Annotated in this window: 21 protein-coding genes and 1 pseudogene; 8 read left to right on the forward strand and 14 right to left on the reverse strand. The window is 64.0% G+C overall.

Features of this window, described 5'->3' with window-relative positions:
* Nucleotides 1-4: 4 nt before the first annotated feature.
* Complete coding sequence (gene ftsH, locus PJW05_RS22935) at nt 5-1918, reverse strand: ATP-dependent zinc metalloprotease FtsH (RefSeq protein WP_271409239.1); 1914 nt, start codon at nt 1916-1918, stop codon at nt 5-7.
* 201 nt (nt 1919-2119) lie between these two features.
* Nucleotides 2120-2197 (reverse strand): annotated as a pseudogene (locus tag PJW05_RS26905) (23S rRNA methyltransferase); the annotation flags it as partial.
* A 254-nt stretch (nt 2198-2451) separates the two neighbouring features.
* On the opposite strand from PJW05_RS26905, the gene PJW05_RS22945 reads away from it, so the two are divergent.
* On the forward strand, nt 2452-2766 hold the full coding sequence (locus PJW05_RS22945; protein ID WP_069085654.1) for a YhbY family RNA-binding protein: 315 nt from the start codon (nt 2452-2454) through the stop codon (nt 2764-2766).
* Between the two features lie 22 nt (nt 2767-2788).
* Here PJW05_RS22945 and PJW05_RS22950 read toward each other — a convergent pair whose 3' ends face one another.
* The 8 genes from PJW05_RS22950 to grpE all read right to left on the reverse strand — a co-directional run bounded on the left by PJW05_RS22950 (nt 2789) and on the right by grpE (nt 12984).
* Nucleotides 2789-3235 carry a DUF4149 domain-containing protein gene (locus PJW05_RS22950; protein ID WP_271409240.1) on the reverse strand — a complete coding sequence of 149 codons (447 nt, stop codon included), beginning with the start codon at nt 3233-3235 and terminating at the stop codon, nt 2789-2791.
* Complete coding sequence (gene greA, locus PJW05_RS22955) at nt 3213-3686, reverse strand: transcription elongation factor GreA (RefSeq protein ID WP_271409241.1); 474 nt, start codon at nt 3684-3686, stop codon at nt 3213-3215. The genes PJW05_RS22950 and greA overlap by 23 nt, the downstream gene beginning before the upstream one ends.
* Complete coding sequence (gene carB, locus PJW05_RS22960) at nt 3683-6904, reverse strand: carbamoyl-phosphate synthase large subunit (RefSeq protein ID WP_271409242.1); 3222 nt, start codon at nt 6902-6904, stop codon at nt 3683-3685. The genes greA and carB overlap by 4 nt, the downstream gene beginning before the upstream one ends.
* Nucleotides 6905-6944: 40 nt before the next feature.
* Nucleotides 6945-8081: a glutamine-hydrolyzing carbamoyl-phosphate synthase small subunit gene (gene carA / locus PJW05_RS22965; RefSeq protein WP_271409243.1), complete on the reverse strand. Its 1137-nt coding sequence runs from the start codon at nt 8079-8081 to the stop codon at nt 6945-6947.
* 184 nt (nt 8082-8265) lie between these two features.
* Entirely contained in the window at nt 8266-9069 is an 804-nt protein-coding gene (gene dapB / locus PJW05_RS22970; RefSeq protein ID WP_271409244.1) for a 4-hydroxy-tetrahydrodipicolinate reductase, read from the reverse strand.
* Between the two features lie 80 nt (nt 9070-9149).
* Nucleotides 9150-10277: a molecular chaperone DnaJ gene (gene dnaJ / locus PJW05_RS22975; RefSeq protein ID WP_271409245.1), complete on the reverse strand. Its 1128-nt coding sequence runs from the start codon at nt 10275-10277 to the stop codon at nt 9150-9152.
* 123 nt (nt 10278-10400) lie between these two features.
* On the reverse strand, nt 10401-12314 hold the full coding sequence (gene dnaK, locus PJW05_RS22980) for a molecular chaperone DnaK (RefSeq protein WP_271409246.1): 1914 nt from the start codon (nt 12312-12314) through the stop codon (nt 10401-10403).
* A 100-nt stretch (nt 12315-12414) separates the two neighbouring features.
* Nucleotides 12415-12984 carry a nucleotide exchange factor GrpE gene (grpE, locus tag PJW05_RS22985; RefSeq protein ID WP_271409247.1) on the reverse strand — a complete coding sequence of 190 codons (570 nt, stop codon included), beginning with the start codon at nt 12982-12984 and terminating at the stop codon, nt 12415-12417.
* 157 nt (nt 12985-13141) lie between these two features.
* Here grpE and recN point away from each other — a divergent pair, with 157 nt between their 5' ends.
* Nucleotides 13142-14815 (forward strand): DNA repair protein RecN, encoded by a 1674-nt coding sequence (gene recN / locus PJW05_RS22990; protein WP_271409248.1) that lies wholly within the window; start codon nt 13142-13144, stop codon nt 14813-14815.
* 57 nt (nt 14816-14872) lie between these two features.
* Here recN and fur read toward each other — a convergent pair whose 3' ends face one another.
* Nucleotides 14873-15277 (reverse strand): ferric iron uptake transcriptional regulator, encoded by a 405-nt coding sequence (gene fur, locus PJW05_RS22995; RefSeq protein WP_016494790.1) that lies wholly within the window; start codon nt 15275-15277, stop codon nt 14873-14875.
* A gap of 99 nt (nt 15278-15376) precedes the next feature.
* Here fur and PJW05_RS23000 point away from each other — a divergent pair, with 99 nt between their 5' ends.
* A complete protein-coding gene (locus tag PJW05_RS23000) occupies nt 15377-15901 on the forward strand; it encodes an outer membrane protein assembly factor BamE (RefSeq protein ID WP_271409249.1) in 525 nt (174 codons plus the stop codon).
* 53 nt (nt 15902-15954) lie between these two features.
* Here PJW05_RS23000 and PJW05_RS23005 read toward each other — a convergent pair whose 3' ends face one another.
* Together PJW05_RS23005 and PJW05_RS23010 are read right to left on the reverse strand one after the other, a co-directional pair.
* On the reverse strand, nt 15955-16275 hold the full coding sequence (locus PJW05_RS23005) for an RnfH family protein (RefSeq protein ID WP_271409250.1): 321 nt from the start codon (nt 16273-16275) through the stop codon (nt 15955-15957).
* Nucleotides 16268-16702: a type II toxin-antitoxin system RatA family toxin gene (locus PJW05_RS23010; RefSeq protein WP_271409251.1), complete on the reverse strand. Its 435-nt coding sequence runs from the start codon at nt 16700-16702 to the stop codon at nt 16268-16270. Before PJW05_RS23010 ends, PJW05_RS23005 begins: the two co-directional genes overlap by 8 nt.
* 154 nt (nt 16703-16856) lie before the next feature.
* Between PJW05_RS23010 and smpB the strand changes: the two genes are divergently transcribed.
* Nucleotides 16857-17336 (forward strand): SsrA-binding protein SmpB, encoded by a 480-nt coding sequence (smpB, locus tag PJW05_RS23015; RefSeq protein ID WP_003457325.1) that lies wholly within the window; start codon nt 16857-16859, stop codon nt 17334-17336.
* A 46-nt stretch (nt 17337-17382) separates the two neighbouring features.
* Here the strand turns inward: smpB and PJW05_RS23020 are convergent, their stop codons facing one another.
* Nucleotides 17383-18150, reverse strand: a complete 768-nt coding sequence (locus tag PJW05_RS23020) for an FCD domain-containing protein (protein WP_271409252.1) — start codon at nt 18148-18150, stop codon at nt 17383-17385.
* A 325-nt stretch (nt 18151-18475) separates the two neighbouring features.
* Between PJW05_RS23020 and PJW05_RS23025 the strand changes: the two genes are divergently transcribed.
* The 4 genes from PJW05_RS23025 to PJW05_RS23040 all read left to right on the forward strand — a co-directional run bounded on the left by PJW05_RS23025 (nt 18476) and on the right by PJW05_RS23040 (nt 24748).
* Nucleotides 18476-20161 (forward strand): lactate permease LctP family transporter, encoded by a 1686-nt coding sequence (locus PJW05_RS23025; protein ID WP_271409253.1) that lies wholly within the window; start codon nt 18476-18478, stop codon nt 20159-20161.
* Between the two features lie 74 nt (nt 20162-20235).
* A complete protein-coding gene (gene lldD / locus PJW05_RS23030; protein WP_271409254.1) occupies nt 20236-21381 on the forward strand; it encodes an FMN-dependent L-lactate dehydrogenase LldD in 1146 nt (381 codons plus the stop codon).
* A 49-nt stretch (nt 21382-21430) separates the two neighbouring features.
* Entirely contained in the window at nt 21431-24244 is a 2814-nt protein-coding gene (locus PJW05_RS23035; RefSeq protein ID WP_271409255.1) for an FAD-binding and (Fe-S)-binding domain-containing protein, read from the forward strand.
* A 258-nt stretch (nt 24245-24502) separates the two neighbouring features.
* The gene (locus tag PJW05_RS23040) at nt 24503-24748 is read left to right on the forward strand and encodes a hypothetical protein (RefSeq protein ID WP_271409256.1); all 246 of its coding nucleotides are present in this window, start codon (nt 24503-24505) and stop codon (nt 24746-24748) included.
* The last annotated feature ends 25 nt before the right edge of the window (nt 24749-24773 follow it).

A 24773-nucleotide genomic window follows, 5' to 3' on the forward strand; every position in this document is an offset into this window, starting at 1 on the left:
AGCCTTAGTGTTCGCCAGCAGGCCCGCCGATGGGGGTTTCAGGACGCTTGGCCTCTTCGCGGGGACTTGGAGTACCGGTAGTGCCGGAGCCTCCCTGCCAGTCCTTGGGCTCGCGGGCGGGTCGACCCGCCATGATGTCGTCGATCTGTTCGGAATCGATGGTTTCGTACTTCATCAGTGCATCAGCCATCATGTCGAGCTTGTCGCGATTCTCCGTCAGCAGGTTCTTCGCGGTGGTATAGGACTCATCGATGATGCGGCGGACTTCCTGGTCGATCAGCTTGGCGGTTTCGCCGGACAGGTTGGCGTGCTGGGCACCCGCGCTCCGACCGAGGAACACTTCGCCCTCCTCTTCCGCATACATCAGCGGACCGAGCTTCTCGGAAAGGCCCCACTTGGTCACCATGTTCCGGGCGATCTGGGTGGCTCGCATGATGTCGTTGGAGGCACCGGTAGTGACGCCATCGAAACCGAGCGTCATCTCTTCCGCGATACGACCGCCGAACAGCGAGCAGATCTGACTGGTCAGCGCACGCTTGGACAGGCTGTAACGATCCTCTTCGGGAAGGAACATGGTCACGCCCAGGGCACGGCCACGCGGAATGATCGACACCTTGTAGACCGGATCGTGCTCGGGCACCAGACGCCCGACGATGGCATGGCCCGCCTCGTGGTACGCGGTGTTGAGCTTTTCCTTCTCGGACATGACCATGGACTTGCGCTCGGCGCCCATCATGATCTTGTCCTTGGCCAGCTCGAACTCCTTCATTTCCACCAGGCGCTTGTTGACGCGGGCGGCGAACAGGGACGCCTCGTTGACCAGGTTGGCCAGGTCGGCGCCGGAGAAGCCAGGTGTACCACGCGCAATCACGGCCGGATCGACGTCGTCGCCCATCGGCACCTTACGCATGTGTACCTTGAGGATCTGCTCGCGGCCGCGAATATCCGGCAGGCCAACCACCACCTGACGATCAAATCGACCCGGACGCAGCAGCGCGGGATCCAGCACATCCGGACGGTTAGTGGCGGCGATCACGATGATGCCGTCGTTCATCTCGAAGCCGTCCATTTCGACCAGCAACTGGTTGAGGGTCTGCTCGCGCTCATCATGACCACCACCCAGACCGGCGCCACGGTGGCGACCAACAGCGTCGATCTCGTCGATGAAAATGATGCAGGGCGCATGCTTCTTGGCCTGATCGAACATATCGCGAACGCGAGACGCGCCCACGCCAACAAACATTTCGACGAAGTCAGAACCGGAGATGGTGAAGAACGGCACCTTGGCCTCGCCAGCGATGGCCTTGGCCAGCAAGGTCTTGCCGGTACCGGGCGGACCGACCATCAGGACACCGCGCGGAATACGGCCGCCCAGACGCTGGAACTTGCCCGGATCGCGGAGGAATTCCACCAGCTCGCTGACTTCCTCCTTGGCTTCGTCGCAGCCGGCGACGTCGGCGAAGGTGGTCTTGACCTGGTCTTCCGACAACAGGCGCGCCTTGCTCTTGCCGAAGCTCATCGGGCCGCCGCGGCCGCCGCCGCCGCCCTGCATCTGGCGCATGAAGAACATGAAGACTGCAATGATCACGAGGATCGGGAAGCTGGCCACCAGCAACTGGGTCCAGATGCTCTGCTGCTCGGGCTGCTTGCCTTCGATCATCACGTTGTTGTCGATCAGGTCGCCGATCAGGCCGCCGTCCTGAATCGCCGGACGAATGGTCTTGAAGGATTCACCGTCGTTACGTTTGCCGGTAATGACGAATCCATCGACGGTGACTCGTTCGACCTTGCCTTCTTTAACCTGCTCGATGAATTCCGAGTAGTTAAGGGTCTGCGGCTCGCTCGGGCTGGAGAAATTGTTCATCACCGTGACAAGCACAGCGGCGATGATCAGCCACAAGATCAGATTTTTTGCCATATCGTTCAATTAGCTACCCTCTGGAACGGGCCCCTTCCCGGAGCGCACCCCGCATGACGGCTGGTGATTAACCGGCCTAACTTACTACACAACCCCTGCCCCTGGCAGGCGCCGTCTGTAACCCTTTATGAGACCCTGCGGCCTCTCTGCAGTATCCCGCGCCTGCAGAAGGGGACTGACGCGTCAGGTCCCCGTTGCAGTCTATTCCCCATGGAAGCCACGCGCGAGCAGGTATTGCTCGCGGGAACGATCACGCGACGAAAGCAGCTTGCGCATCTGCCTGCCGTAGCCTCGTCGGCGACCCTTATGCCACTCATATTGGGGACGATATCGAAAGTCACAAGGTCTACCGGGTTTTCGCCGATGCATGAGAAGCGCGCGAGCGGTAGCCACTCTCCTCACAGAGGTTGTCGAAGTGCTCTTTCCGCCAGCGATGGCTAGTCTTGGAACGGGCCACGGGATACCTCGTGTTCGGCTGTGCGCCCCGGAATCACTCGGGTAAACTAGCAGCCTTTTTTCGCAGGGGTCTGATTATGGCGCTCTCACAGGAGCACAAGAAGCAATACAAATCTATCGGTCATCACCTGAAGCCGGTATTGACAGTGGCCGAGAACGGTCTGACCGAAGGCGTGCTGGCCGAGCTGGAACGCGCACTGAACGATCACGAGTTGATCAAGGTTCAGTTCCGCATTACCGAACGCGATGACCGCCGTGCCCTGATCGAGGAGCTCTGCGCCGCCGGCAACTGCGAACTGGTCCAGGTCATCGGCAAGATGGCACTGGTGTACCGCCGCAATCCCAAGCCGAATCGCAACCTCTCCAACATCAGCCGTTTCAGCGGCCTCTGAGCCCCTTCCCCTGGGCGCGCGCTCAGCGCGCCTGGCCCTTCATAGGCTTCGCCGGCAGAGGCTGGACCACCAGCAGCAGGCCACAGAAAGCCAGCAGCAGGTAGCTGAAGTTCAGCCAGTACAGCGCCTCAGGCATCCAGAAACGCACCAGCAGGAACACCACCACCAAGGCCAGCACTGCAGCCAGCAACTGCGCGCGCGCATCGCGCCAAAGACGCGCAAGCCCTGCGTGCTGGATGAGCAGCAGGGCCTGGAGCAGCGCACAGAATCCGGTGAAGGCCACCAACAGCGGCCGCAGCGTGGCCGCCACCTCCTCCACCAGCATCGGCGCCAGGCCTATACGACCCAGCGCCGGCAGCACGACGAAGTGCAGCAACCAGAGGCCGCCAACCCAGAAGGTCTGGGCCAGCTGCCAGGCGATGGCGCCGGCCCGGAAAGGCAAACGCTCAGAGGTGACGAACTTCGACAATCTCGTACTCGACAACACCGCTGGGAGTCTTGACCGCCACCACGTCCCCTTCTTCCTTGCCCACCAGGGCGCGGGCGATAGGGGAACTGACCGACAACTTGCCCAGTTTGATATCCGCCTCGTCGTCACCCACGATCTGGTAGGTCACCGATTCGTCGGTATCGACATTGGCGATATCCACGGTCACACCGAAGATCACCTTGCCACTAGGCGGAATGCTGGTGACATCAATGACGTGGGCATTCGACAGCTTGGCTTCGATATCGCGTATGCGCGCCTCAGCCAGCCCCTGCTGCTCGCGCGCAGCATGGTACTCGGCGTTTTCCTTGAGATCGCCCAGCTCGCGCGCTTCGGCGATAGCCTGACTGATCTTCGGCCGCTCGGCCTTGAGGGCTTTCAGCTCGTCTTCCAGGGCGCGAGCGCCCTGGATGGTCATCGGAAATTTGGTCATGCCTTGATTCCTGCATGGAGATCCTGCAGCCGGCGCACGGTCTTCTCGGGACCGAACTTGAGCGCCTCGCAGACCGCCTGACCAGCCGCGATCGTGGTGGTGCAGTAGATCTTGTGCTGCAGGGCGTTACGACGAATCGAGTAGGAGTCGGCAATGGACTGACGCCCCTCGGTGGTGTTGATGATGAGGGTAACCTCATCGTTTTTGATCATGTCAACGACATGGGGACGGCCTTCCGTCACCTTGTTCACGCGACGCACCGGCAGGCCGGCGGCCTCGATCATCTTGGCGGTACCCGCGGTGGCGACCACCTCGAAGCCGAGCGCGACCAGGTCACGGGCCACCTCGACGGCCTGGGCCTTGTCGTCCTCGCGCACGCTGATGAAGGCGGTGCCGGTATTCGGCAGGATCTCGCTGGCGCCCAACTGGGACTTGGAGAAGGCTTCACCAAAGGTGTCGCCCACACCCATCACCTCACCGGTGGACTTCATTTCCGGGCCAAGGATCGGGTCGACGCCCGGGAACTTGGCGAAGGGGAACACCGCCTCCTTGACGCTGAAGAAGGGCGGGATGATTTCCCGGGTGAAGCCCACTTCGGCCAGGGTCTTGCCGGCCATGACACGGGCGGCCACCTTGGCCAGGGATTCGCCAATGCACTTGGAAACGAAGGGCACGGTACGGGAAGCGCGCGGGTTCACTTCGATGACGTAGATGTCCTCGCCCTGCACCGCCATCTGCACGTTCATCAGGCCGACGACGCCCAGTTCCAGGGCCATTTTCTTGACCTGTTCGCGGATCTCGTCCTGGATGTGCTGCGGCAGCGAATACGGCGGCAGCGAGCAGGCGGAGTCACCGGAGTGCACGCCGGCCTGCTCGATGTGCTGCATGATGGCGCCAATCACCACGGTCTCGCCGTCACACACTGCGTCAACGTCCACTTCGATGGCGCAGTTGAGGAAGCGGTCCAGCAGGACCGGGCTGTCGTTGGAGACCTTCACCGCCTCGCGCATGTAGCGCTTGAGCTCTTCTTCCTGGTAGACGATTTCCATCGCGCGGCCGCCCAACACGTAGGACGGACGCACCACCATCGGGTAGCCGATGCCCTTGGACAGGGCCAGGGCCTCGTCTTCGCTGCGCGCGGTGGCGTTGGCCGGCTGACGCAGGTTCAGACGCTGCACCATCTGCTGGAAGCGCTCGCGGTCCTCGGCGCGGTCGATGGCATCGGGACTGGTGCCGATGATGGGCACGCCGGCCTCTTCCAGGGCGCGGCAGAGTTTCAGCGGAGTCTGGCCGCCGTACTGCACGATCACGCCCCTGGGCTGCTCGACGCGGACGATTTCCAGCACGTCTTCCAGGGTCACCGGCTCGAAGTACAGGCGGTCGGAGGTGTCGTAGTCCGTGGAGACGGTTTCCGGGTTGCAGTTGACCATGATGGTCTCGTAGCCGTCTTCACGCATGGCCAGCGCGGCGTGTACGCAGCAGTAGTCGAACTCGATGCCCTGGCCGATACGGTTGGGGCCGCCGCCGAGAATCATGATCTTCTCGCGGGTCGACGGGTTGGCCTCGCACTCTTCCTCGTAGGTCGAGTACATGTAGGCGGTGTCGGTGGCGAACTCGGCGGCGCAGGTATCCACGCGCTTGAACACCGGCAGCACTTTGAGCTTGTGGCGGTGGCTGCGCAGGTTCTTCTCGGTCACGCCGAGCAGCTTGGCCAGGCGCGCGTCAGAGAAGCCCTTGCGCTTGAGCTTGCGCATCAGGTCGGCGTCGATGCCGGACAGGCCGAGGGTCTTGATGCGCTCCTCGTCCTTCATCAGATCCTCGATCTGCACCAGGAACCACTCGTCGATGCGGGTCAGGTCGAAGACTTCCTCGATGGTCTTGCCGGCGCGGAAGGCATCGGCGACGTACCAGATACGCTCGGCGCCCGGCACGGTCAGCTCACGCTTGAGGATGCTTTCGGCCTCAGGGTCGTTCAGGTCCAGCTTGGGATCGAAGCCGGCCACGCCCACTTCCAGACCACGCAGGGCTTTCTGCACGGACTCCTGGAAGGTGCGACCGATGGCCATGACTTCACCCACGGACTTCATCTGGGTAGTCAGGCGGGCGTCGGCTTTCGGGAATTTCTCGAAGGCGAAGCGCGGGACCTTGGTCACCACGTAGTCGATGGCCGGCTCGAAGGACGCCGGGGTGCGACCGCCGGTGATGTCGTTCTGCAGCTCATCGAGGGTGTAGCCGACAGCCAGTTTGGCGGCGATCTTGGCGATCGGGAAACCGGTAGCCTTGGAGGCCAGAGCCGAGGAGCGCGATACGCGCGGGTTCATCTCGATCACGACCATGCGACCGGTGTTCGGGCAGATGCCGAACTGCACGTTGGAACCGCCGGTCTCGACGCCGATCTCGCGCAGCACCGCCAGGGAGGCGTTGCGCATGATCTGGTATTCCTTATCGGTCAGGGTCTGGGCCGGGGCAACGGTGATGGAGTCACCGGTGTGCACGCCCATGGGATCGAAGTTCTCGATGGAGCAGACGATGATGCAGTTGTCCTTCTTGTCGCGGACAACCTCCATCTCGTATTCCTTCCAGCCGATCAGGGATTCGTCGATCAGCAGCTCGTTGGTCGGCGACAGGTCCAGACCACGGGCGCAGATCTCTTCGAACTCTTCACGGTTGTAGGCGATACCGCCGCCCGTGCCGCCCATGGTGAAGGACGGACGGATGATGCAGGGGAAGCCGACCTGCTCCAGCACACCGTAGGCTTCTTCCATGCTGTGGGCGATGCCCGAGCGGGGGCAGGCCAGGCCAATGTCCTTCATCGCCTTGTCGAAGCGCGAGCGATCTTCCGCCTTGTCGATGGTGTCGGCGTTGGCGCCGATCATTTCCACGCCGAACTTGGCCAGCACGCCGTGGCGCTCCAGGTCCAGGGCGCAGTTCAGCGCAGTCTGGCCACCCATGGTGGGCAGCAGCGCATCGGGCCGCTCCTTCTCGATGATCTTGGCGACGGTCGCCCACTTGATCGGCTCGATATAGGTGGCGTCAGCCATGGCCGGATCGGTCATGATGGTAGCCGGGTTGGAGTTCACCAGGATGACGCGGAAGCCTTCTTCCTTCAGGGCCTTGCAGGCCTGGGCGCCGGAGTAGTCGAACTCGCAGGCCTGGCCGATCACGATGGGGCCGGCACCGAGGATCAGGATGCTTTTGATGTCTGTACGTTTAGGCATTTTTACTCACTCGAATCCGTAGGTCAGTCGTCAGGCGTGCTTAGCGGCGCTTGGCCATGGCTTCGATGAAGCGGTCGAACAGCGGGGCGACGTCATGTGGACCGGGGCTGGCCTCGGGGTGGCCCTGGAAGCTGAAAGCCACCTTGTCGGTGCGCTCGATGCCCTGCAGGGTGCCGTCGAACAGCGACTTGTGGGTGGCACGCAGGTTGGAGGGCAGGGTCGACTCATCCACGGCGAAACCGTGGTTCTGGCTGGTGATCATCACCACACCGGAATCCAGGTCCTGCACCGGATGGTTGGCGCCGTGGTGGCCATGGCCCATCTTCACGGTCCTGGCGCCCGAGGCCAGGGCCAGCAGCTGATGGCCGAGGCAGATGCCGAAGACTGGGATCTCGGTGTCGAGGAACTCGCGAATGGCCTGGATGGCGTAGTCGCACGGTTCGGGGTCGCCAGGGCCGTTGGAGAGGAAGATGCCGTCCGGGTTCAGCGCCAGCACGTCACTGGCCGGGGTCTGGGCCGGCACCACAGTCAGACGGCAGCCGCGGGCCACCAGCATGCGCAGGATGTTCAGCTTGACGCCGAAGTCATAGGCCACCACATGGTAAGGCAGCTCGCTGGCAGCGATTTCCGGATGACTGTCGGTTTCCAGGTTCCAGACGCTGGAGCGCCACTCGTAACGCTCTTCGGAGGACACCACCTTGGCCAGGTCCATTCCCTTCAGGCCCGGGAAGCTGCGAGCCAGCTCCAGCGCCTTCTCTTCGGTGGCGTCTTCACCCGCGAGGATGCAGCCGTTCTGGGAACCCTTCTCCCGCAGAATGCGGGTCAGGCGGCGGGTATCGATGCCGGCGATGGCGACGGTGCCGTTTTCTTTCAGGTAATCCGGCAGCGACTGCTTGTTACGCCAGTTGCAGGCCAGCAGCGGCAGGTCGCGGATGATCAGGCCGGCGGCCCAGACGCGATTGGACTCGGCGTCCTCCGGCGTGGTGCCGGTGTTGCCGATGTGCGGGTAGGTCAGGGTAACGATTTGCTGGGCATAGGAAGGATCGGTAAGGATTTCCTGATAGCCGGTCATGGCAGTGTTGAACACTACCTCGCCGATGGTATGGCCATCGGCCCCAATGGCTTCGCCGCGAAAAATGCTGCCGTCGGCAAGCGCGAGTATGGCTGGCTTAGTCAAGAAGACCTCCCGTAGATCTAAGGCTGAAGCAAACGCAGGTTGTAAAAAAGCGGGATGACGTTCATACCGTCACCCCGCTTTTTTATCTGAGCCATTTCTGCGTAACTTTTAGTGGACACACTAAAGCTGCAGTTTACAGGAATGCGTCATTTCGGTCCACCCGAAAGACATCCTGAACGACACATCAACGCAGACCCAGCACATCCTGCATGTCATACAAGCCAGCGCCCTGGCCGTCCAGCCAGAGGGCTGCTCTCACCGCGCCGCGGGCGAAGGTCATGCGGCTGGAGGCCTTGTGGGTGATCTCCACGCGCTCGCCCTCGGCCGCGAACAGCACGGTGTGGTCCCCCACCACGTCGCCCGCCCGTACGGTGGCGAAGCCGATGGTTTCGCGGGCGCGCGCACCGGTCTGCCCCTCGCGACCGTAGACCGCCACCTTGGAAAGGTCACGACCGAGCGCGTCGGCCACCACCTCCCCCATACGCAGGGCAGTCCCGGAGGGTGCATCCACCTTGTGCCGGTGGTGGGCCTCGATGATCTCTATGTCCACTTCGTCGCCCAGCACACGGGCAGCGGTATCCAGCAGCTTGAGGCAGAGGTTCACGCCAACACTGAAGTTGGCCGCGAAAACGATCGGGATTTCCTTCGCGGCCGCCGCCAGCAGCGCCTTCTCCGCGGCGGAGAAGCCCGTGGTACCGATCACCATGGCCTTGCCGGCCTGCCGGCAGACCTCCAGGTTCTTCAACGTCACCGAAGGGTGGGTGAAGTCGATCAGCACGTCGAACTCGTCCACCACCTTGGCCAGGTCACCCGACAGCGGTACACCGATACGGCCCAGGGCCGCCAGCTCACCAGCGTCGGCACCGACCAGGGTGCTGTCGGGACGGTCGATCGCCGCCGTCAGCCCGGCCCCTGGCGCCTGCTGGACAGCCTCGACCAGATTCTTGCCCATGCGCCCAGCGGCGCCCATCACAGCAATACGTCGCATAAAAAAGCTCCAAGCTGGAAGCCCGGAACAGAAAGCCGGAACCAGGACGCATCAGCCCCGCACCGACTTCCAGTCCATCGTTAGAGATCGCCGAAGAAGCGCTTCATACCCTCGAACCAACTGCTGGCCTTGGGCGAGTGAGAACCATCGCTCTGCAGCGTCTTGCGGAACTCATCGAGCAGCTCGCGCTGGCGCTTGTCCAGGTTGACCGGCGTTTCCACCACCACCCGACACATCAGATCACCGGCACCCCCGCCACGCACCGGGGCCACACCCTTGCCGCGCAGACGGAACAGCTTGCCGGTCTGGGTCGCTTCCGGAATCTTCAGCTTGACCCGGCCATCCAGGGTCGGCACTTCCAGCTCACCGCCCAGCGCCGCATCCGCGAAACTGATCGGCACCTCGCAGTAAAGATGCTTGCCGTCGCGCTGGAAGATCGGGTGCTCACGCACATTGACCACCACATAGAGGTCGCCCGACGGACCACCCAGAGCACCGGCCTCGCCCTCTCCGGACAGACGGATGCGGTCGCCGGTATCGACACCGGCCGGCACCTTCACCGACAGGGTCTTGTGCTCTTCCACACGCCCCTGGCCATGACAGCTGCCACAGGGGTCGCTGATCATCTTGCCGCTGCCGTGGCAGCGCGGGCAGGTCTGCTGCACCGAGAAGAAGCCCTGCTGCATGCGCACCTGGCCGATGCCGCCGCACGTGGTACAGGTAACCGGACTGGTGCCTTTCTTGGCGCCCGAGCCATCGCAGGTCTTGCAGTTGACCAGGGTCGGCACCCGGATGGTCACGGTGGTGCCGCGCACCGCCTCTTCCAGGTCCAGCTCCAGGGTGTAACGCAGGTCGCTGCCACGCTGCGGACCACCGCGCTGGCCGCCACGCTGGCCGCCGAAGAAATCGCTGAACACATCGCCGAAGATGTCGGAGAAGCTGGCCCCACCGAAGCCGGCTCCAGCGCCCGCGCCCATCTGCGGATCGACGCCGGCATGGCCGTACTGGTCGTAAGCCGCGCGCTTGCTGGCGTCGGAAAGGATTTCGTAGGCCTCGTTGGCTTCCTTGAACTTCTCTTCCGCCACCTTATCGCCCGGATTGCGGTCCGGATGGTGTTTCATCGCCAGGCGGCGATAGGCCTTCTTCAGCTCAGCCTCGCTGGCCCCCCGCTCGACACCGAGGATTTCGTAAAAGTCACGTTTAGCCATAGTTTTCTGCACTCTAGAATTCATCAGCCCCAGACACGCCAACGCGGGAGCAAGCTCCCGCGTGGCGGATCAGGCGTACGGGGCGCTTAGCCCCGCACGCCGGGACGGAAGCAAGCGTGACACTTACTTGTTTTCCTTGACCTCTTCGAACTCGGCGTCGACGGCATCGTCGCCAGCCTTGTCCGCGTCGGATGCCTGCGGCTGCTCGCCAGCCTGGGCCTGGTCGGCGTACATCTTCTGCGCCAGCGGAGTGGAAGCCTGGGACAGGGCATTCATCTTGGCCTCGATATCGGCCTTGTCGTCACCCTTCACGGCCACTTCCAACTCGCCAAGCGCCTTCTCGATGGCCGCCTTCTCCTCGGCGGTGGCCTTGTCGCCAGCCTCGGTGAGCATCTTGCGGGTGGCATGGACCAGCGCATCGCCCTGGTTGCGGGCAGCGGCCAGCTCTTCGAACTTGCGGTCTTCCTCGGCATTGGCCTCGGCGTCGCGCACCATCTGCTGGATCTCTTCCTCGGACAGGCCGGAGTTGGCCTTGATCACGATGGACTGCTGCTTGCCGGTGGCCTTGTCCTTGGCGGACACGTGCAGAATGCCGTTGGCGTCGATATCGAAGGTCACTTCGATCTGCGGCACACCGCGCGGCGCCGGCGGAATCTCGGCCAGGTCGAACTTGCCCAGGGACTTGTTCTGCCCGGCCTGCTTGCGCTCACCCTGCAGCACGTGAATGGTCACGGCGGACTGGTTGTCGTCGGCGGTGGAGAACACCTGGGACTTCTTGGTCGGGATGGTGGTGTTCTTCTCGATCAGCGCGGTCATCACGCCACCCAGGGTCTCGATACCCAGAGTCAGCGGGGAAACGTCGAGCAGCAGCACGTCCTTCACGTCGCCGGCCAGTACGGCACCCTGGATGGCGGCACCGATAGCAACGGCTTCGTCCGGGTTCACGTCCTTGCGCGGCTCCTTGCCGAAGAAGTCGGCCACCTGCTTCTGCACCAGCGGCATACGGGTCTGGCCGCCGACCAGGATCACTTCCTGAATGTCGGACACGTCCAGGCCGGCGTCCTTCAGGGCGATGCGGCAAGGCTCGATGGTACGGGCCACCAGGTCTTCCACCAGGGCTTCCAGCTTCGCGCGGGAAATCTTCACGTTCAGGTGCTTCGGACCGGTCTGGTCTGCAGTGATATACGGCAGGTTGACGTCGGTCTGCTGGCTGGAGGACAGCTCGATCTTGGCCTTCTCGGCGGCTTCCTTCAGGCGCTGCATGGCCAGGGGGTCGCCCTTGAGGTCCATGCCGGACTCTTTCTTGAACTCGTCGACGAGGTAGTCGATCAGGCGCAGGTCGAAGTCCTCACCACCGAGGAAGGTGTCGCCGTTGGTGGCCAGCACTTCGAACTGGTGTTCGCCGTCGACTTCGGCGATCTCGATCACCGACACGTCGAAGGTACCGCCGCCCAGGTCATAGACGATCACGGTGTGGTCGCCCTTGGCCTTGTCCATGCCGTAGGCCAGCGCGGCCGCGGTCGGCTCGTTGATGATGCGCTTGACGTCCAGGCCGGCGATGCGACCGGCGTCCTTGGTAGCCTGGCGCTGGCTGTCGTTGAAGTAGGCCGGAACGGTGATCACCGCTTCGGTCACCGGCTCGCCGAGGTAGTCTTCGGCGGTCTTCTTCATCTTCTTCAGCACTTCCGCGGAAATCTGCGGCGGCGCCATCTTGTTACCCTTCACCTCCACCCAGGCGTCACCGTTGTCGGCCTTGGCGATCTTGTAGGGAACCATCTTGATGTCTTTCTGCACGACGTCTTCTTCGAAGCGGCGACCGATCAGGCGCTTCACGGCGTACAGGGTGTTCTGCGGGTTGGTGACCGCCTGACGCTTGGCGGATTGGCCCACCAGGGTCTCGCCGTCGTTGGTGTAGGCGATGATGGACGGCGTGGTGCGAGCGCCTTCGGCGTTCTCGATCACCTTGACGTTGCCGTTTTCCAGGATGGCCACGCAGGAGTTGGTGGTTCCCAGGTCGATACCGATGATTTTGCCCATATTCTCTCTCCCGAAACTTTGGATTCTCCGTGGCCTCGCTTCACGGACCACGGCAGCACATAAACGCTTGATCTAACAGATGGGGGCCCGAGCCCCGATTTCAAGCCTGCTCGTCGATCGACGGCGGCGTGGCACTCGGAGCCTTGCTGACCACCACCATGGCGGGGCGCAGCAGACGTCCATTGAGCAGATATCCCTTCTGGAACACCTTGAGTACGCTGCCCGGCTCGACATGGGTGCTCTCTTCCATGGCCATGGCCTGGTGGTGCTCGGGATTGAAGGGCGCGCCGTGGGGGTCGACGACCTCCAACTGATAACGCTTGAGGGTGTCGTGGAACAGCTTGAGGGTCAGCTCCATGCCTTCGCGCACCGGCTTGATCGCCTCATCGGTGTCGCTGGACAGTTCCAGGCCACGCTCCAGGCTGTCGACCACCGGCAGCAGGTCGTTGGCGAACTTCTCCAGGGCGAACTTGTGCGCTTTCTCCACGTCCTGCTCGGCGCGGCGACGGATGTTCTGCAGCTCGGCGGCCACACGCAGCGACTGATCCTGGGCCGCGGCCAGCTGCTCCTCCAGCACCTGAACGCGGGCGGCGAGGTCTTCGCCGGATGCGGTGTCGGCAGCAGGGTTCGCTTCGGGGGTCTGGTTATCCAGGGTCTGTTCGTCGGCCATGCCTTCCTCCTCATAAAAGACAGCTGCGGGCAAAGACCCGCTGATATGTCCGCCTATATGGGGCCGCCGTTTTGTCGCTTCAAGGGGGAGGGGCGATTGTCAGCCAGAAAACAAACACTGTATAAATACACAGCCAACTCAGCGCGGGAGTCGCACCATGCTGGTACACCTGTCGATCCATAACTACGCCATCGTCGAGCACCTGGACCTGGAACTCGAGGGCGGCATGTCCGTGATCACCGGCGAGACCGGCGCCGGCAAGTCGATCATGCTCGACGCCCTCGGCCTGACGCTGGGCGATCGCGCCGACAGCGGCGTGGTACGCCCCGGCGCCGACAAGGCCGACATCCTCGCCAGCTTCGACATCAGCCGCATCGCCGAAGCCCGCGACTGGCTGGCCGAACGCGACCTAGAACAGGACGGTCCCTGCCTCCTGCGCCGGGTGATAACTGCCGAAGGCCGCTCCCGCGCCTATATAAATGGAACCCCCTGCCCGCTCGGCGACCTGAAGAGCCTCGGCGAGCTGCTGATCGACATCCACGGCCAGCACGAGCACCAATCCCTGCTAAAGGCCGACCCCCATCGCCGCCTGCTGGACGAATTCGCCGGAGCCAGCGAACTCGCCCGCCAGGTGCAACTGGCCGCCCAGCGCTGGCGGCAAACCCGCCAGGAACTGGAGCGCCTGTCCCGCGCCGGGGATGAACAGCGCGCTCGCCACCAGTTGCTTACCTACCAGCTGGACGAACTGGAAAACCTCGCCCTGGGCGAGAACGAACTGGCGCAACTGGAACAGGAACACAAGAACCTGGCCAACGCCGAAAGCCTGTTGGCGGCCTGCCGCCAGGTGATCGACATGTGCAGCGAAAGCGACGCCGGCAACGTGCTCAGCGCCCTGACTGCCAGCCTCAACCGCCTGACCGCCTTCCACGCCCAGCCCGGCGCCCTGGCCGAGGCGGTGAACCTGCTCTCCAGTGCCCAGATTCAGGTGGAAGAAGCCATGGGCGAGCTGAACCGTTTCCTCGACCACTTCGATGCCGACCCCGAACGCCAGCAGGCACTGGAAGAGCGCCTCGACGCCATCTACACCCTGGCACGCAAGCACCGAGTGCAGCCCAATGACCTGGGGGAACTGCAACAGCGCCTGCTGGACGAACTGGAAGCCCTCAACGCCGATGACGAGGCCGCCGACCGGCTCGCCGAGGAACTCGCCGCCTACGAACGCCACTATCAGGAGAAGGCCGCGGAACTGAGCCGACTACGCGGCGTGGCCGCCGACCAACTGGCGGCCGGGGTGGAAACCGAGATGCAGCGCCTGGGCATGCCCGGAGGGCGATTCAGCATCCAGCTGCACACCAGCCAAACCGCCGAACCCCAGCAGCAAGGCCTGGAGCTGGTGGAATTTCTGGTCAGTGCGAACCCCGGCCAACCGCTCAAGGCACTGGCCAAGGTTGCCTCGGGCGGCGAGCTATCCCGTATCAGCCTGGCCATCCAGGTGATTACCGCGCAGACCTCGCGCGTCCCCACCCTGGTGTTCGACGAGGTGGATGTTGGCATCGGCGGCCCTACCGCCGAAGTGGTGGGCCAGTTGCTGCGGCGCCTTGGCGAACGCGGCCAGGTGCTGACCGTCACCCACCTCCCGCAGGTCGCCGCCCAGGGCCATCACCATCTCTTCGTGCACAAGGAACGCGGCACCCTGGAAACCCGCACAGCGGTCGCCAAGCTGCAGGAAACGCCACGCATCGAAGAGATCGCGCGAATGCTGGGCGGAGTGGACCTGACCGAGGAATCCCTGGCCCACGCCAGGAAAATGGTCACCAGCGCCCAGAACTGATTCGGCCTGAAATGAAAAAGGCGACCTGCGGGTCGCCTTTTCTTTCGCGCGTAGCGCTTACTTCTTCTTGCGGATGTAGAGCACCAGATTGTGGTCTACCAGCTCGTAGCCGCGCTCCTTGACGATCTCCTTCTGGCGCTTCTCGATTTCCGGGTCGAAGAACTCGATCACCTCACCGGTATCGACGCACACCATGTGGTCATGATGGCCGCTGTCAGCCAGTTCGAACACCGCATGGCCGCCGTCGAAGTTGTGGCGCACCACCAGACCTGCCGCCTCGAACTGGGTCAGGACCCGGTAGACAGTGGCCAGACCGACGTCTTCGCCGGCTTCCATCAGGGCCTTGTAAACGTCCTCCGCGCTCATATGGCGTTGCTCGGTGGAGTCGAGCATCTGGAGGATCTTGACCCGAGGCAAGGTCACCTTCAGGCCGGCTTTACGCAGTTCGTTGTTTTCAACCATGGTCAGCTTTCTCGAGGAATGCGGCTTTCGCAGCTTCCCTTAATGCAGGTATGATCGGGACTTTTGATGCCCAGCCAAGATAGTGGAAGTCTCCCCTTGATGCAAAACACCAAGCTCCTGCTGACCAGCCTCTCCTTCGCAGGCTTGCTCGCACTCGCCGGTTGCTCGTTTCCCGGGGTCTACAAAATCGATATCCAGCAGGGCAACGTCGTGACGCAGGACATGATAGACCAGTTGAAGCCCGGAATGACCCGGCGTCAAGTGCGGTTTATCATGGGTAACCCGCTGATCACCGACACCTTCCACGCCAAGCGTTGGGACTACCTCTACAGCATCCAGCCGGGTGGCGGCCAACGCCTCCAGGAACGCGTCAGCCTGATGTTCGACAACAACGACCAACTGATTGGTCTGGCGGGCGACTTCATGCCCGGCGTGAGCCGCGACGAGGCGATCCTCGGCAGCGAAGGCACCACCCAGGTCAAGCCGGAACAGCCGCAAGAGCAGCCCAAGGCGGAAGAACCCGCCGCGCCGAGCTCCCTCCTGGAGAAGATCCAGCAGGAAGTGGACAGCGCAGAACCGGTGCCGGTACCGATTCCGGAGCCGCTGGAAACCTCGCCGCAATAAGCAGGCGGCAATGAAAAGCCCGGGCTGGTCCCGGGCTTTTTCATGGGCGGGAATCAGGCGTCCCGCTCGCCCCCACGGGCCTGGGCAGCCTTTGCCGCACGTTGCTTGCGCACTTCCTTGGGATCAGCAATCAATGGCCGGTAGATTTCCACCCGGTCACCCTCCTCCAGCAGACGCTCTTCAGGCCGGGGCAGCGCCCTGCCGAAAATGCCCAGCGGGCAGGTGGCCAGGTCCAGTTCCGGGAAGTGCGCCCCCATCCCGGAGCACAGCGCAGCCTCACGAGCATTGATGCCCTTACGGACGACGACGCGCAGCACCTTCTGACAGTTGGCCAGCGCATAGACCACTTCGACCTGGATCACGTCCTCAGCCATAAAGCTGCTTCGCCCGCTGACAGAAGGCATCCACCATGGTGTTGGCGGCCTGGTTGAACAGAGGCCCCAGCGTCGCCTTGATGATCGGCCCGGCGTAGTCGAAACGCAGGTCCAGGCTGATCTTGCAGGCCTTGTCCCCCAGCGCCTTGAAATGCCAGACACCGTGCAACTGGCTGAAAGGTCCCTCCTCCAGGTTCATCTCGATGGTCTGGCCGCCGTCCAGCTTGTTGCGCGTGACAAAGCGCTGACTGAGGCTGCCCTTGGCCACTTCCAGACTGGCGAGCATGTGGCTCTCGCTCTGCTCCATCACGGTGGCGGCCGCGCACCAGGGCAGGAACTCTGGATAGCGCGCCACATCGTTGACCAGGTCGTAGAGCGCCTGCGCAGGGAACGGCAACAGGGCGGAGCGCTGGATATGGGTGGTCATCTTGGCCTCGAACTGAGTTCCGACCCGCATGGCGCAAGGGCGCGACGGGTCGGACTGATCCAAAAAAGTGCCGCATTGTCGGGGATTCGCCCACATCGCTCAAGCCTACGCCGCCGTAGCCGCGCCGTCTGCGACTCCCTATAATGCGCCGCCTATGGCTAAGCAAAAGAAACATCCCCAAGGCACCATCGCCCTCAACAAGAAGGCGCTGCACGACTACTCCATCGAACAGAAGTTCGAGGCCGGGCTGGCCCTCGCCGGCTGGGAAGTGAAGAGTCTGCGCGCCGGCAAGGCACAGCTGGTGGACAGCTACGTGCTGCTCAAGGACGGCGAAGCCTGGCTGCTGGGCAGCCACATCACCCCATTGAAGACCGCGAGCACCCATGTGATCGCCGACCCGGTGCGTACCCGCAAGCTGCTGCTGCACAAGCGCGAGCTGGGCAAGCTGTTCGGCGCGGTGCAGCAGAAGGGCTACGCCTGCGTGGCGCTGTCGCTCTACTGGAAGAAACACCTGATCAAGTGCGAGATCGCCCTGGCCAAGGGCAAGAAGGAGTTCGACAAGCGCGCCACGGAGAAGGAGCGCGACTCCGACCGCGAGATCGCGCGGGCCATGCGCACCAAGGGCAAGGAATAGGCCCTGAAAGAACAACGCCGGGCATCGCCCGGCGTTTTTGTTTGCGTCAGATGCCTTGCCGCCGCTGCGCCCGCGCCAGGCGCTGCGCCTCCAACTGGCCTTCTTCCAGCACTTCCTGAACGTACTGGATGTGCTGATGGGAAATCTCCCGCGCATCCTCGGCACGCCGCTCGATGATCGCCTCGTAGAGCGCGCGGTGCTGCCTGGTCAGCATTTCCCGGGTTTCGCCACGCTGCAGGTACATCCCACCGATGTTGGTCACCACGTTGTGCTTGAGCAGGTCGAACAACCCGCGAATGGTGTGCAGCAGCACGGCATTGTGGCTGGCCTCGGCGATCGCCAGGTGGAAGCGCGCATCCGCCGCGCCTTCCTCCGCTCGGGTCGCCTTGCTGTCCGGCGCATAGCAGGCCTGCAGATTCTCGTAGGCCGCGGTAAGTCGCTCGTGGTCTACTGGGGTCGCCCGCTGCGCCGCGTAGTACGCACAGGAACCTTCCAGGGTGTGACGGAACTCCAGCAGGTCGCGTTGGGCCTCGGGATTGCTCTCCAGCAACTGCAGCAGCGGGTCGCTGAAGGTCGTACCCAGCTCGGCGGCCACATAGGTGCCGCCCCCCTGGCGACTGACCAGCAGTCCCCTGGCCACCAGCTTCTGAATCGCCTCCCGCAGAGAGGGGCGTGACACGCCGAACTGCTCGGCCAATGCACGCTCCGCCGGCAGGCGCTCACCCGCCTTCAAGGTGCCTTCGAGGATCATCGCCTCCAACTGGCTGACGATATCGTCCGACAGACGGCGCTGACGCACCTGACCGAATCCCATTGTTCTCCCCACCCTCTCGCGCCACATCGGGCGGCCTTCTGGTACGGCGCCCAAGGCGCATGACGCCGCAGCCTAACCAGCCCACCGGACGCGCACAAGCAGCACATCCAGACTCCGCCCCTCGACCAAAGTCGCAACGCGGCAAATTGACACAAGGATAGTCCGGCTTTTACCCTTGGCCGTCGATTTTGTAAATTGGTCTTACCAATTTAACCGGCATTCAGCGCCGACTCGGTCTTCGCCTGCCGCCGTGCCACAAGCACGAACGGTTATTGCCCGATCCGGCTAACAGGCACTCCAAAAACAATTAGGGAGCCACCCCACGATGCAAACCTGGCAGCAGCTCTACACCCCCCTTGGCAGCCTCTGGCTGTCGGCGCTCGTCGCACTGATTCCGATCATATTCTTCTTCCTGGCCCTGGCGGTGTTCCGCCTGAAAGGCCACGTGGCCGGCACCATTACCCTGGCACTGTCGCTCGCGGTCGCCATCTTCGCCTTCCAGATGCCGGCCGACATGGCCTTCGCCGCCGCCGGTTACGGTTTCGCCTACGGCCTCTGGCCCATCGCCTGGATCATCGTCGCGGCGGTGTTCCTCTACAAACTCACGGTCAAGAGCGGCCAGTTCGAGGTGATCCGCAGCTCCGTGCTGTCCATCACCGACGACCAGCGCCTGCAGGTGCTGCTGATCGGCTTCTCCTTCGGCGCCTTCCTGGAAGGCGCGGCCGGCTTCGGCGCCCCGGTGGCGATCACCGCCGCCCTGCTGGTCGGCCTGGGCTTCAACCCGCTCTATGCGGCCGGCCTGTGCCTGATCGCCAACACCGCGCCCGTGGCCTTCGGCGCCCTGGGCATCCCGATCATCGTCGCCGGCCAGGTGACCGGCATCGACGCGTTCAAGATCGGCGCCATGACCGGCCGCCAGTTGCCGCTGCTGTCGATCATCGTGCCCTTCTGGCTGGTGGCCATGATGGATGGCTGGCGCGGCATCAGGGAAACCTGGCCGGCAGCCCTGGTGGCAGGCGCCAGCTTCGCCATTACCCAGTACTTCACCTCCAACTTCATCGGCCCGGAGTTGCCCGACATCACCTCCGCCCTGGTGAGCCTGGTGTCCCTGACCCTGTTCCTCAAGGTCTGGCAACCCACGCGCGCCGAAGACCGCGAAGTGGTCGGCATCTCCGGCGGCGCAGCCGTGATGGGCGGCTTCGGCGGCCCGCGCAGCACCACGCCCTCGCCCTACAGCTTTGGTGAAATTCTCAAAGCCTGGTCGCCCTTCCTGGTGCTGACTGTGCTGGTGACCATCTGGACCCTCAAACCCTTCAAGGCCCTGTTCGCCCCAGGCGGCGCCATGGAGCAGTTCGTCTTCCTGTTCGCCATCCCGCACCTGGACCAGTTGGTGATGAAAGGCGCGCCGATCGTGGCCACCGCCACCGCGATTCCAGCCGTGTACAAGTTCGATCCGATCTCCGCCACCGGCACCGCGATTTTCCTTTCAGCCCTGATCTCCATGGTCATTCTTTCCATTCGAATTAAAATTGGTCTGACCACTATCAAGGAGACCTTCGTCGAGCTGAAATGGCCGATCCTGTCCATCGGCATGGTGTTGGCCTTCGCCTTCGTCACCAACTTCTCCGGCATGTCCACCACCCTGGCCCTGGTCCTGGCCGGTACCGGCGCGGCCTTCCCGTTCTTCTCGCCGTTCCTCGGCTGGCTGGGCGTGTTCCTGACCGGTTCGGACACCTCTTCCAACGCCTTGTTCGGTTCCCTGCAGGCCACCACCGCACACCAGATCGGCGTCAACGACACCCTGCTGGTCGCCGCCAACACCAGCGGTGGCGTGACCGGCAAGATGATCTCGCCGCAGTCCATCGCGGTTGCCTGCGCGGCCACCGGCATGGTCGGCAAGGAATCGGACCTGTTCCGCTTCACTCTGAAGCACAGCCTGATCTTTGCCGCCATGGTCGGTCTGATTACCCTGGCCCAGGCCTACGTGTTCACAGGCGTGCTCGTACATTGATCGAGCACCCGGGCCGCTCCACGCGGCGGCCCGGTACTTTTTCACCACCCTGAAGCCCGACCCGGACCCATGACATGATCATCTCCGCCTCCACCGACTACCGCGCCGCCGCCCAGCGCAAGCTTCCGCCCTTCCTGTTCCACTACATCGACGGTGGCGCCTATGCCGAGTACACCTTGCGCCGTAACGTCGAGGACCTGGCCGGCATCGCCCTGCGCCAGCGCGTGTTGCGGAACATGTCCGAGCTGAGCCTGGAGACCAGGCTGTTCGGCGAGACCCTGTCGATGCCGGTGGCCCTTGCCCCGGTGGGCCTGACCGGCATGTACGCCCGTCGCGGCGAGGTGCAGGCGGCCAAGGCAGCGGCGGCCAAGGGTGTGCCTTTCACCCTCTCCACCGTGTCGGTCTGTCCAATCGAGGAAGTCGCGCCGGCCATCGACCGCCCCATGTGGTTCCAGCTCTATGTGCTGAAGGACCGCGGCTTCATGAAGAACGCCCTGGAGCGCGCCAAGGCCGCCGGCGTCACCACCCTGGTGTTCACCGTCGACATGCCGGTACCCGGTGCCCGCTACCGCGACGCCCACTCCGGCATGAGCGGCCCCAACGCCCCGCTGCGCCGCATGCTGCAGGCCATGACCCACCCCTTCTGGGCCTGGGACGTGGGCCTGCTGGGCAAGCCCCACGACCTCGGCAACATCTCCACCTACCGGGGCAACCCGACGGGGCTGGCCGACTACATCGGCTGGCTGGGCGCCAACTTCGACCCGTCGATTTCCTGGAAGGACCTGGAGTGGATCCGCGACTTCTGGGACGGCCCCATGGTGATCAAGGGCATCCTCGACCCGGAAGATGCCAGGGACGCGGTAAAATTCGGCGCCGACGGCATCGTCGTCTCCAACCACGGCGGCCGCCAGCTCGACGGCGTGCTCTCCAGCGCACGCGCCCTGCCGGCCATCGCCGATGCGGTCAAGGGCGATCTCGCGATCCTCGCCGACTCCGGCATCCGCACCGGCCTGGACGTGGTGCGCATGCTCGCCCTCGGCGCCGACACCGTGATGCTCGGCCGCGCCTTCGTCTACGCCCTGGCCGCCGCCGGCGGTGCCGGTGTGAGCAACCTGCTGGACCTGATCGAGAAGGAGATGCGCGTGGCCATGGTGCTAACCGGTGCCAAGACTATCGGCGAGATCAACGCCGACTCCCTGGTCCGCGAACTCGGCCGCTGACGAACAATCCGGCGGGCCGCGAGGCCCGCGAAAACCGATGGGAAAACCCATGACCCTGCCGATTCCCTTCCTCGATACCGTCGCACGCCTGATCCCCCTCGAGCGCCGCTTCGACGACCCGTTGTCCACCCTGGCCTTCGGCACCGACGCCAGCTTCTACCGGCTGATACCCAAGCTGGTGATCCGCGTCGAAAGCGAGGAGGAAATCATTGCCCTGCTCCAGGCCGCCCACGCCGAACGGGTACCGGTGACGTTCCGCGCAGCGGGCACCAGCCTCTCCGGCCAGGCCATCAGCGACTCGGTACTGCTGGTCCTGGGTGACAATTGGAATGGCCGCGACATCCGCCGGGGCGGCGAGCAGATCCGCCTGCAGCCCGGCGTGATAGGCGCCCAGGCGAATGCCTGGCTGGCGCCCTTCGGCCGCAAGATCGGCCCGGACCCGGCCTCCATCAACGCCTGCAAGATCGGCGGCATCGTCGCCAACAACGCCAGCGGCATGTGCTGCGGCACCGCCCAGAACACCTACCACACCCTGGCAGGGTTGCGCCTGGTGCTGGCCGACGGCGCCCTGCTGGACACCGAGGATGCCGCCAGCGTCGCCGCTTTCCGCCAGAGCCACGGCCCGCTGCTGGCCGAACTGGCCGAACTGGGGCGACAGACCCGCGCCAACACCGACCTGGCCGCGAAGATCCGTCACAAGTACCGGCTGAAGAACACCACCGGCCTGTCCCTCAACGCCCTGGTGGATTTCGATGAGCCACTGGACATCCTCAGCCACCTGCTGGTGGGCTCCGAAGGCACCCTCGGCTTCATCAGCGCGGTGACCTACGACACCGTCCCCGACCACCCGCACAAGGCCAGCGCGCTGATCGTTTTCCCCGACGTGGAAAGCTGCTGCAAGGCCGTGACCCTGCTGAAAAGCCAGCCCGTGTCGGCGGTGGAACTGCTGGACCGCCGCAGCCTGCGCTCGGTGGAAAACAAGCCCGGCATGCCCGAGTGGGTGAAGGGCCTGTCGACCAGCGCCTGCGCCCTGCTCATCGAATCCCGCGCCGCCAGCCGGAGCCTGCTGCACGAGCAACTGGGCCAGATCATGGCGTCCATTGCCCACTTCCCCCTGGAGCAGAAGGTCGACTTCAGCGAGGACCCGGCGATCTACAACCTGCTGTGGAAAATCCGCAAGGACACCTTCCCCGCCGTCGGCGCGGTACGCCAGACCGGCACCACGGTGATCATCGAAGATGTCACCTTCCCCGTCGAACAGTTGGCCGAAGGCGTCAACCGCCTGATCCAGCTGTTCGACAAGCACGGCTACGACGAAGCGATCATTTTCGGCCATGCCCTGGAAGGCAACCTGCACTTCGTCTTCACCCAGGGCTTCGAGCGGCCCGAGCAGGTGGCCCGCTACGAAGCCTTCATGCAGGACGTGGCGCAACTGGTGGCGGTGGAATTCGGCGGCTCGCTGAAAGCCGAGCACGGCACGGGCCGCAACATGGCACCCTTCGTCGAACTGGAATGGGGCCGCGACGCCTACCAACTGATGTGGCGGATCAAGCGCCTGCTGGACCCCCGCGGCATCCTCAACCCCGACGTGATCCTCAGCGAAGACCGTGACATCCACCTGAAGCACCTCAAGCCACTGCCGGCCGCCGACGAAATCGTCGACAAGTGCATCGAGTGCGGCTTCTGCGAGCCGGTGTGCCCCTCCAGGGGCCTGACCCTGAGCCCGCGTCAGCGCATTGTCATGTGGCGGGACATCCAGGCCAAACGACGGGCAGGCCTCGACACCGCCGAACTGGAGCAGGCCTACCAGTACCAAGGCATCGACACCTGCGCCGCCACCGGACTCTGCGCCCAACGCTGCCCGGTCGGCATCAACACCGGCGATCTGGTGCGCAAGCTGCGCGCCCGCGACGCCCACCACAATGGCAGCGCCGACTGGCTGGCCAACCACTTCGCCACCGCCCTCAAGGGCGCGCGCCTGACCCTGCGCGTGGCCAACGGCGCCCGCCGCGTGCTGGGTGCGCCGCTACTGGCGAAAACCTCCGGTGCCCTGCGCCAGCTTTCCGGCAACCGCCTGCCACAATGGAGCCCCGCCCTGCCCCAGGCCGTGGCGCCCATCCACGTCGTCCCGGCGACGACCGACGACCGCCCCCGCGTCGTCTACCTGGCCGCCTGCGTCTCGCGCGCCATGGGCCCCTCGGCCGGCGACCGCGAGCAGGTGCCGCTGATCGACAAGACCCGCAAGTTACTGGAGAAGGCCGGCTTCCAGGTGGTGTTCCCGGAGAATCTGGACAGCCTCTGCTGCGGCCAGCCCTTCGCCTCCAAGGGTTACGCCGAACAGGCCGACAACAAGCGCCGCGAACTGCTGGATGCCCTGCTCGCCGCCAGCCGTGGCGGCCTCGACCCCATCTACTGCGACACCAGTCCCTGCACCCTGCGGCTGGTGCAGGACGGCCTGGATTCACGGCTGCAGCTGTTCGATCCGGTGCGTTTCATCCGCAGCCACCTGCTGGAACGGCTGGAGTTCACGCCTCAGGACAAGCCGGTGGCCATCCACGTCACCTGCAGTACCCAGCACCTGGGCGAGGCCCAAGGCCTGATCGACATCGTTCGCCGCTGCACCACGGAAGTGGTGGTGCCGGAAGGCATCCATTGTTGTGGATTCGCCGGCGACAAGGGCTTCACCACGCCCGAGTTGAACGCCCACTCGCTGCGTTCGCTGAAGGATGCGGTGCAAGTCTGCAACGAGGGCATTTCCACCAGCCGCACCTGCGAGATCGGCCTCACCCAGCACGGCGGCATCGACTACCACGGGCTGGTCTACCTGGTGGACCGCGTGACCCGTGCCCGCACAGGGCTGTAGGGGCGAACCCGCTCACCAGGGGCGGCGCAGCGCGCCCAGCAGGGCGGGTGGATGGCGCGTCTTCCATCCACTCGCGGCGCCATGCCCGACCGTGACGAGTGGACCCGTGAAGCGCAGCCCGCCCTACACATCGGGAGGCGAATTCATTCGCGGCTGAAATCGCTCACGGGCCGTCCAGCCCTTTCGAATCACGCTCAGCGGCAGGTGCGCGGGGCTTTCCTATACTGCTCTGCGATCAACCCGAAAAGGAGGTTCGACATGCACCGCATTGCCCTTCTGCTCGCCGCCGCCCTGCTCAGTGCCCCGGTTCTCGCCTCGCACTGCCCGGCGGATATGGCGAAGATCGACCAGATCCTCAAATCCGATCCACCCGCCGATCCCAACGTGCTCGAGCAAGTGAAAAAACTCCGCGCCGAAGGCGAAACGCTGCACAACACCGGTGATCATGCCGAGTCCGAGAAAGTGCTGGCCGAAGCGCTGAACCTGCTGCAGTCCAGCGAATAGCAAAGGGGGCAGGGTCCGACTGGCG

This window comes from Pseudomonas sp. Q1-7 (assembly GCF_028010285.1).
Taxonomy (GTDB): Bacteria; Pseudomonadota; Gammaproteobacteria; order Pseudomonadales; family Pseudomonadaceae; genus Metapseudomonas.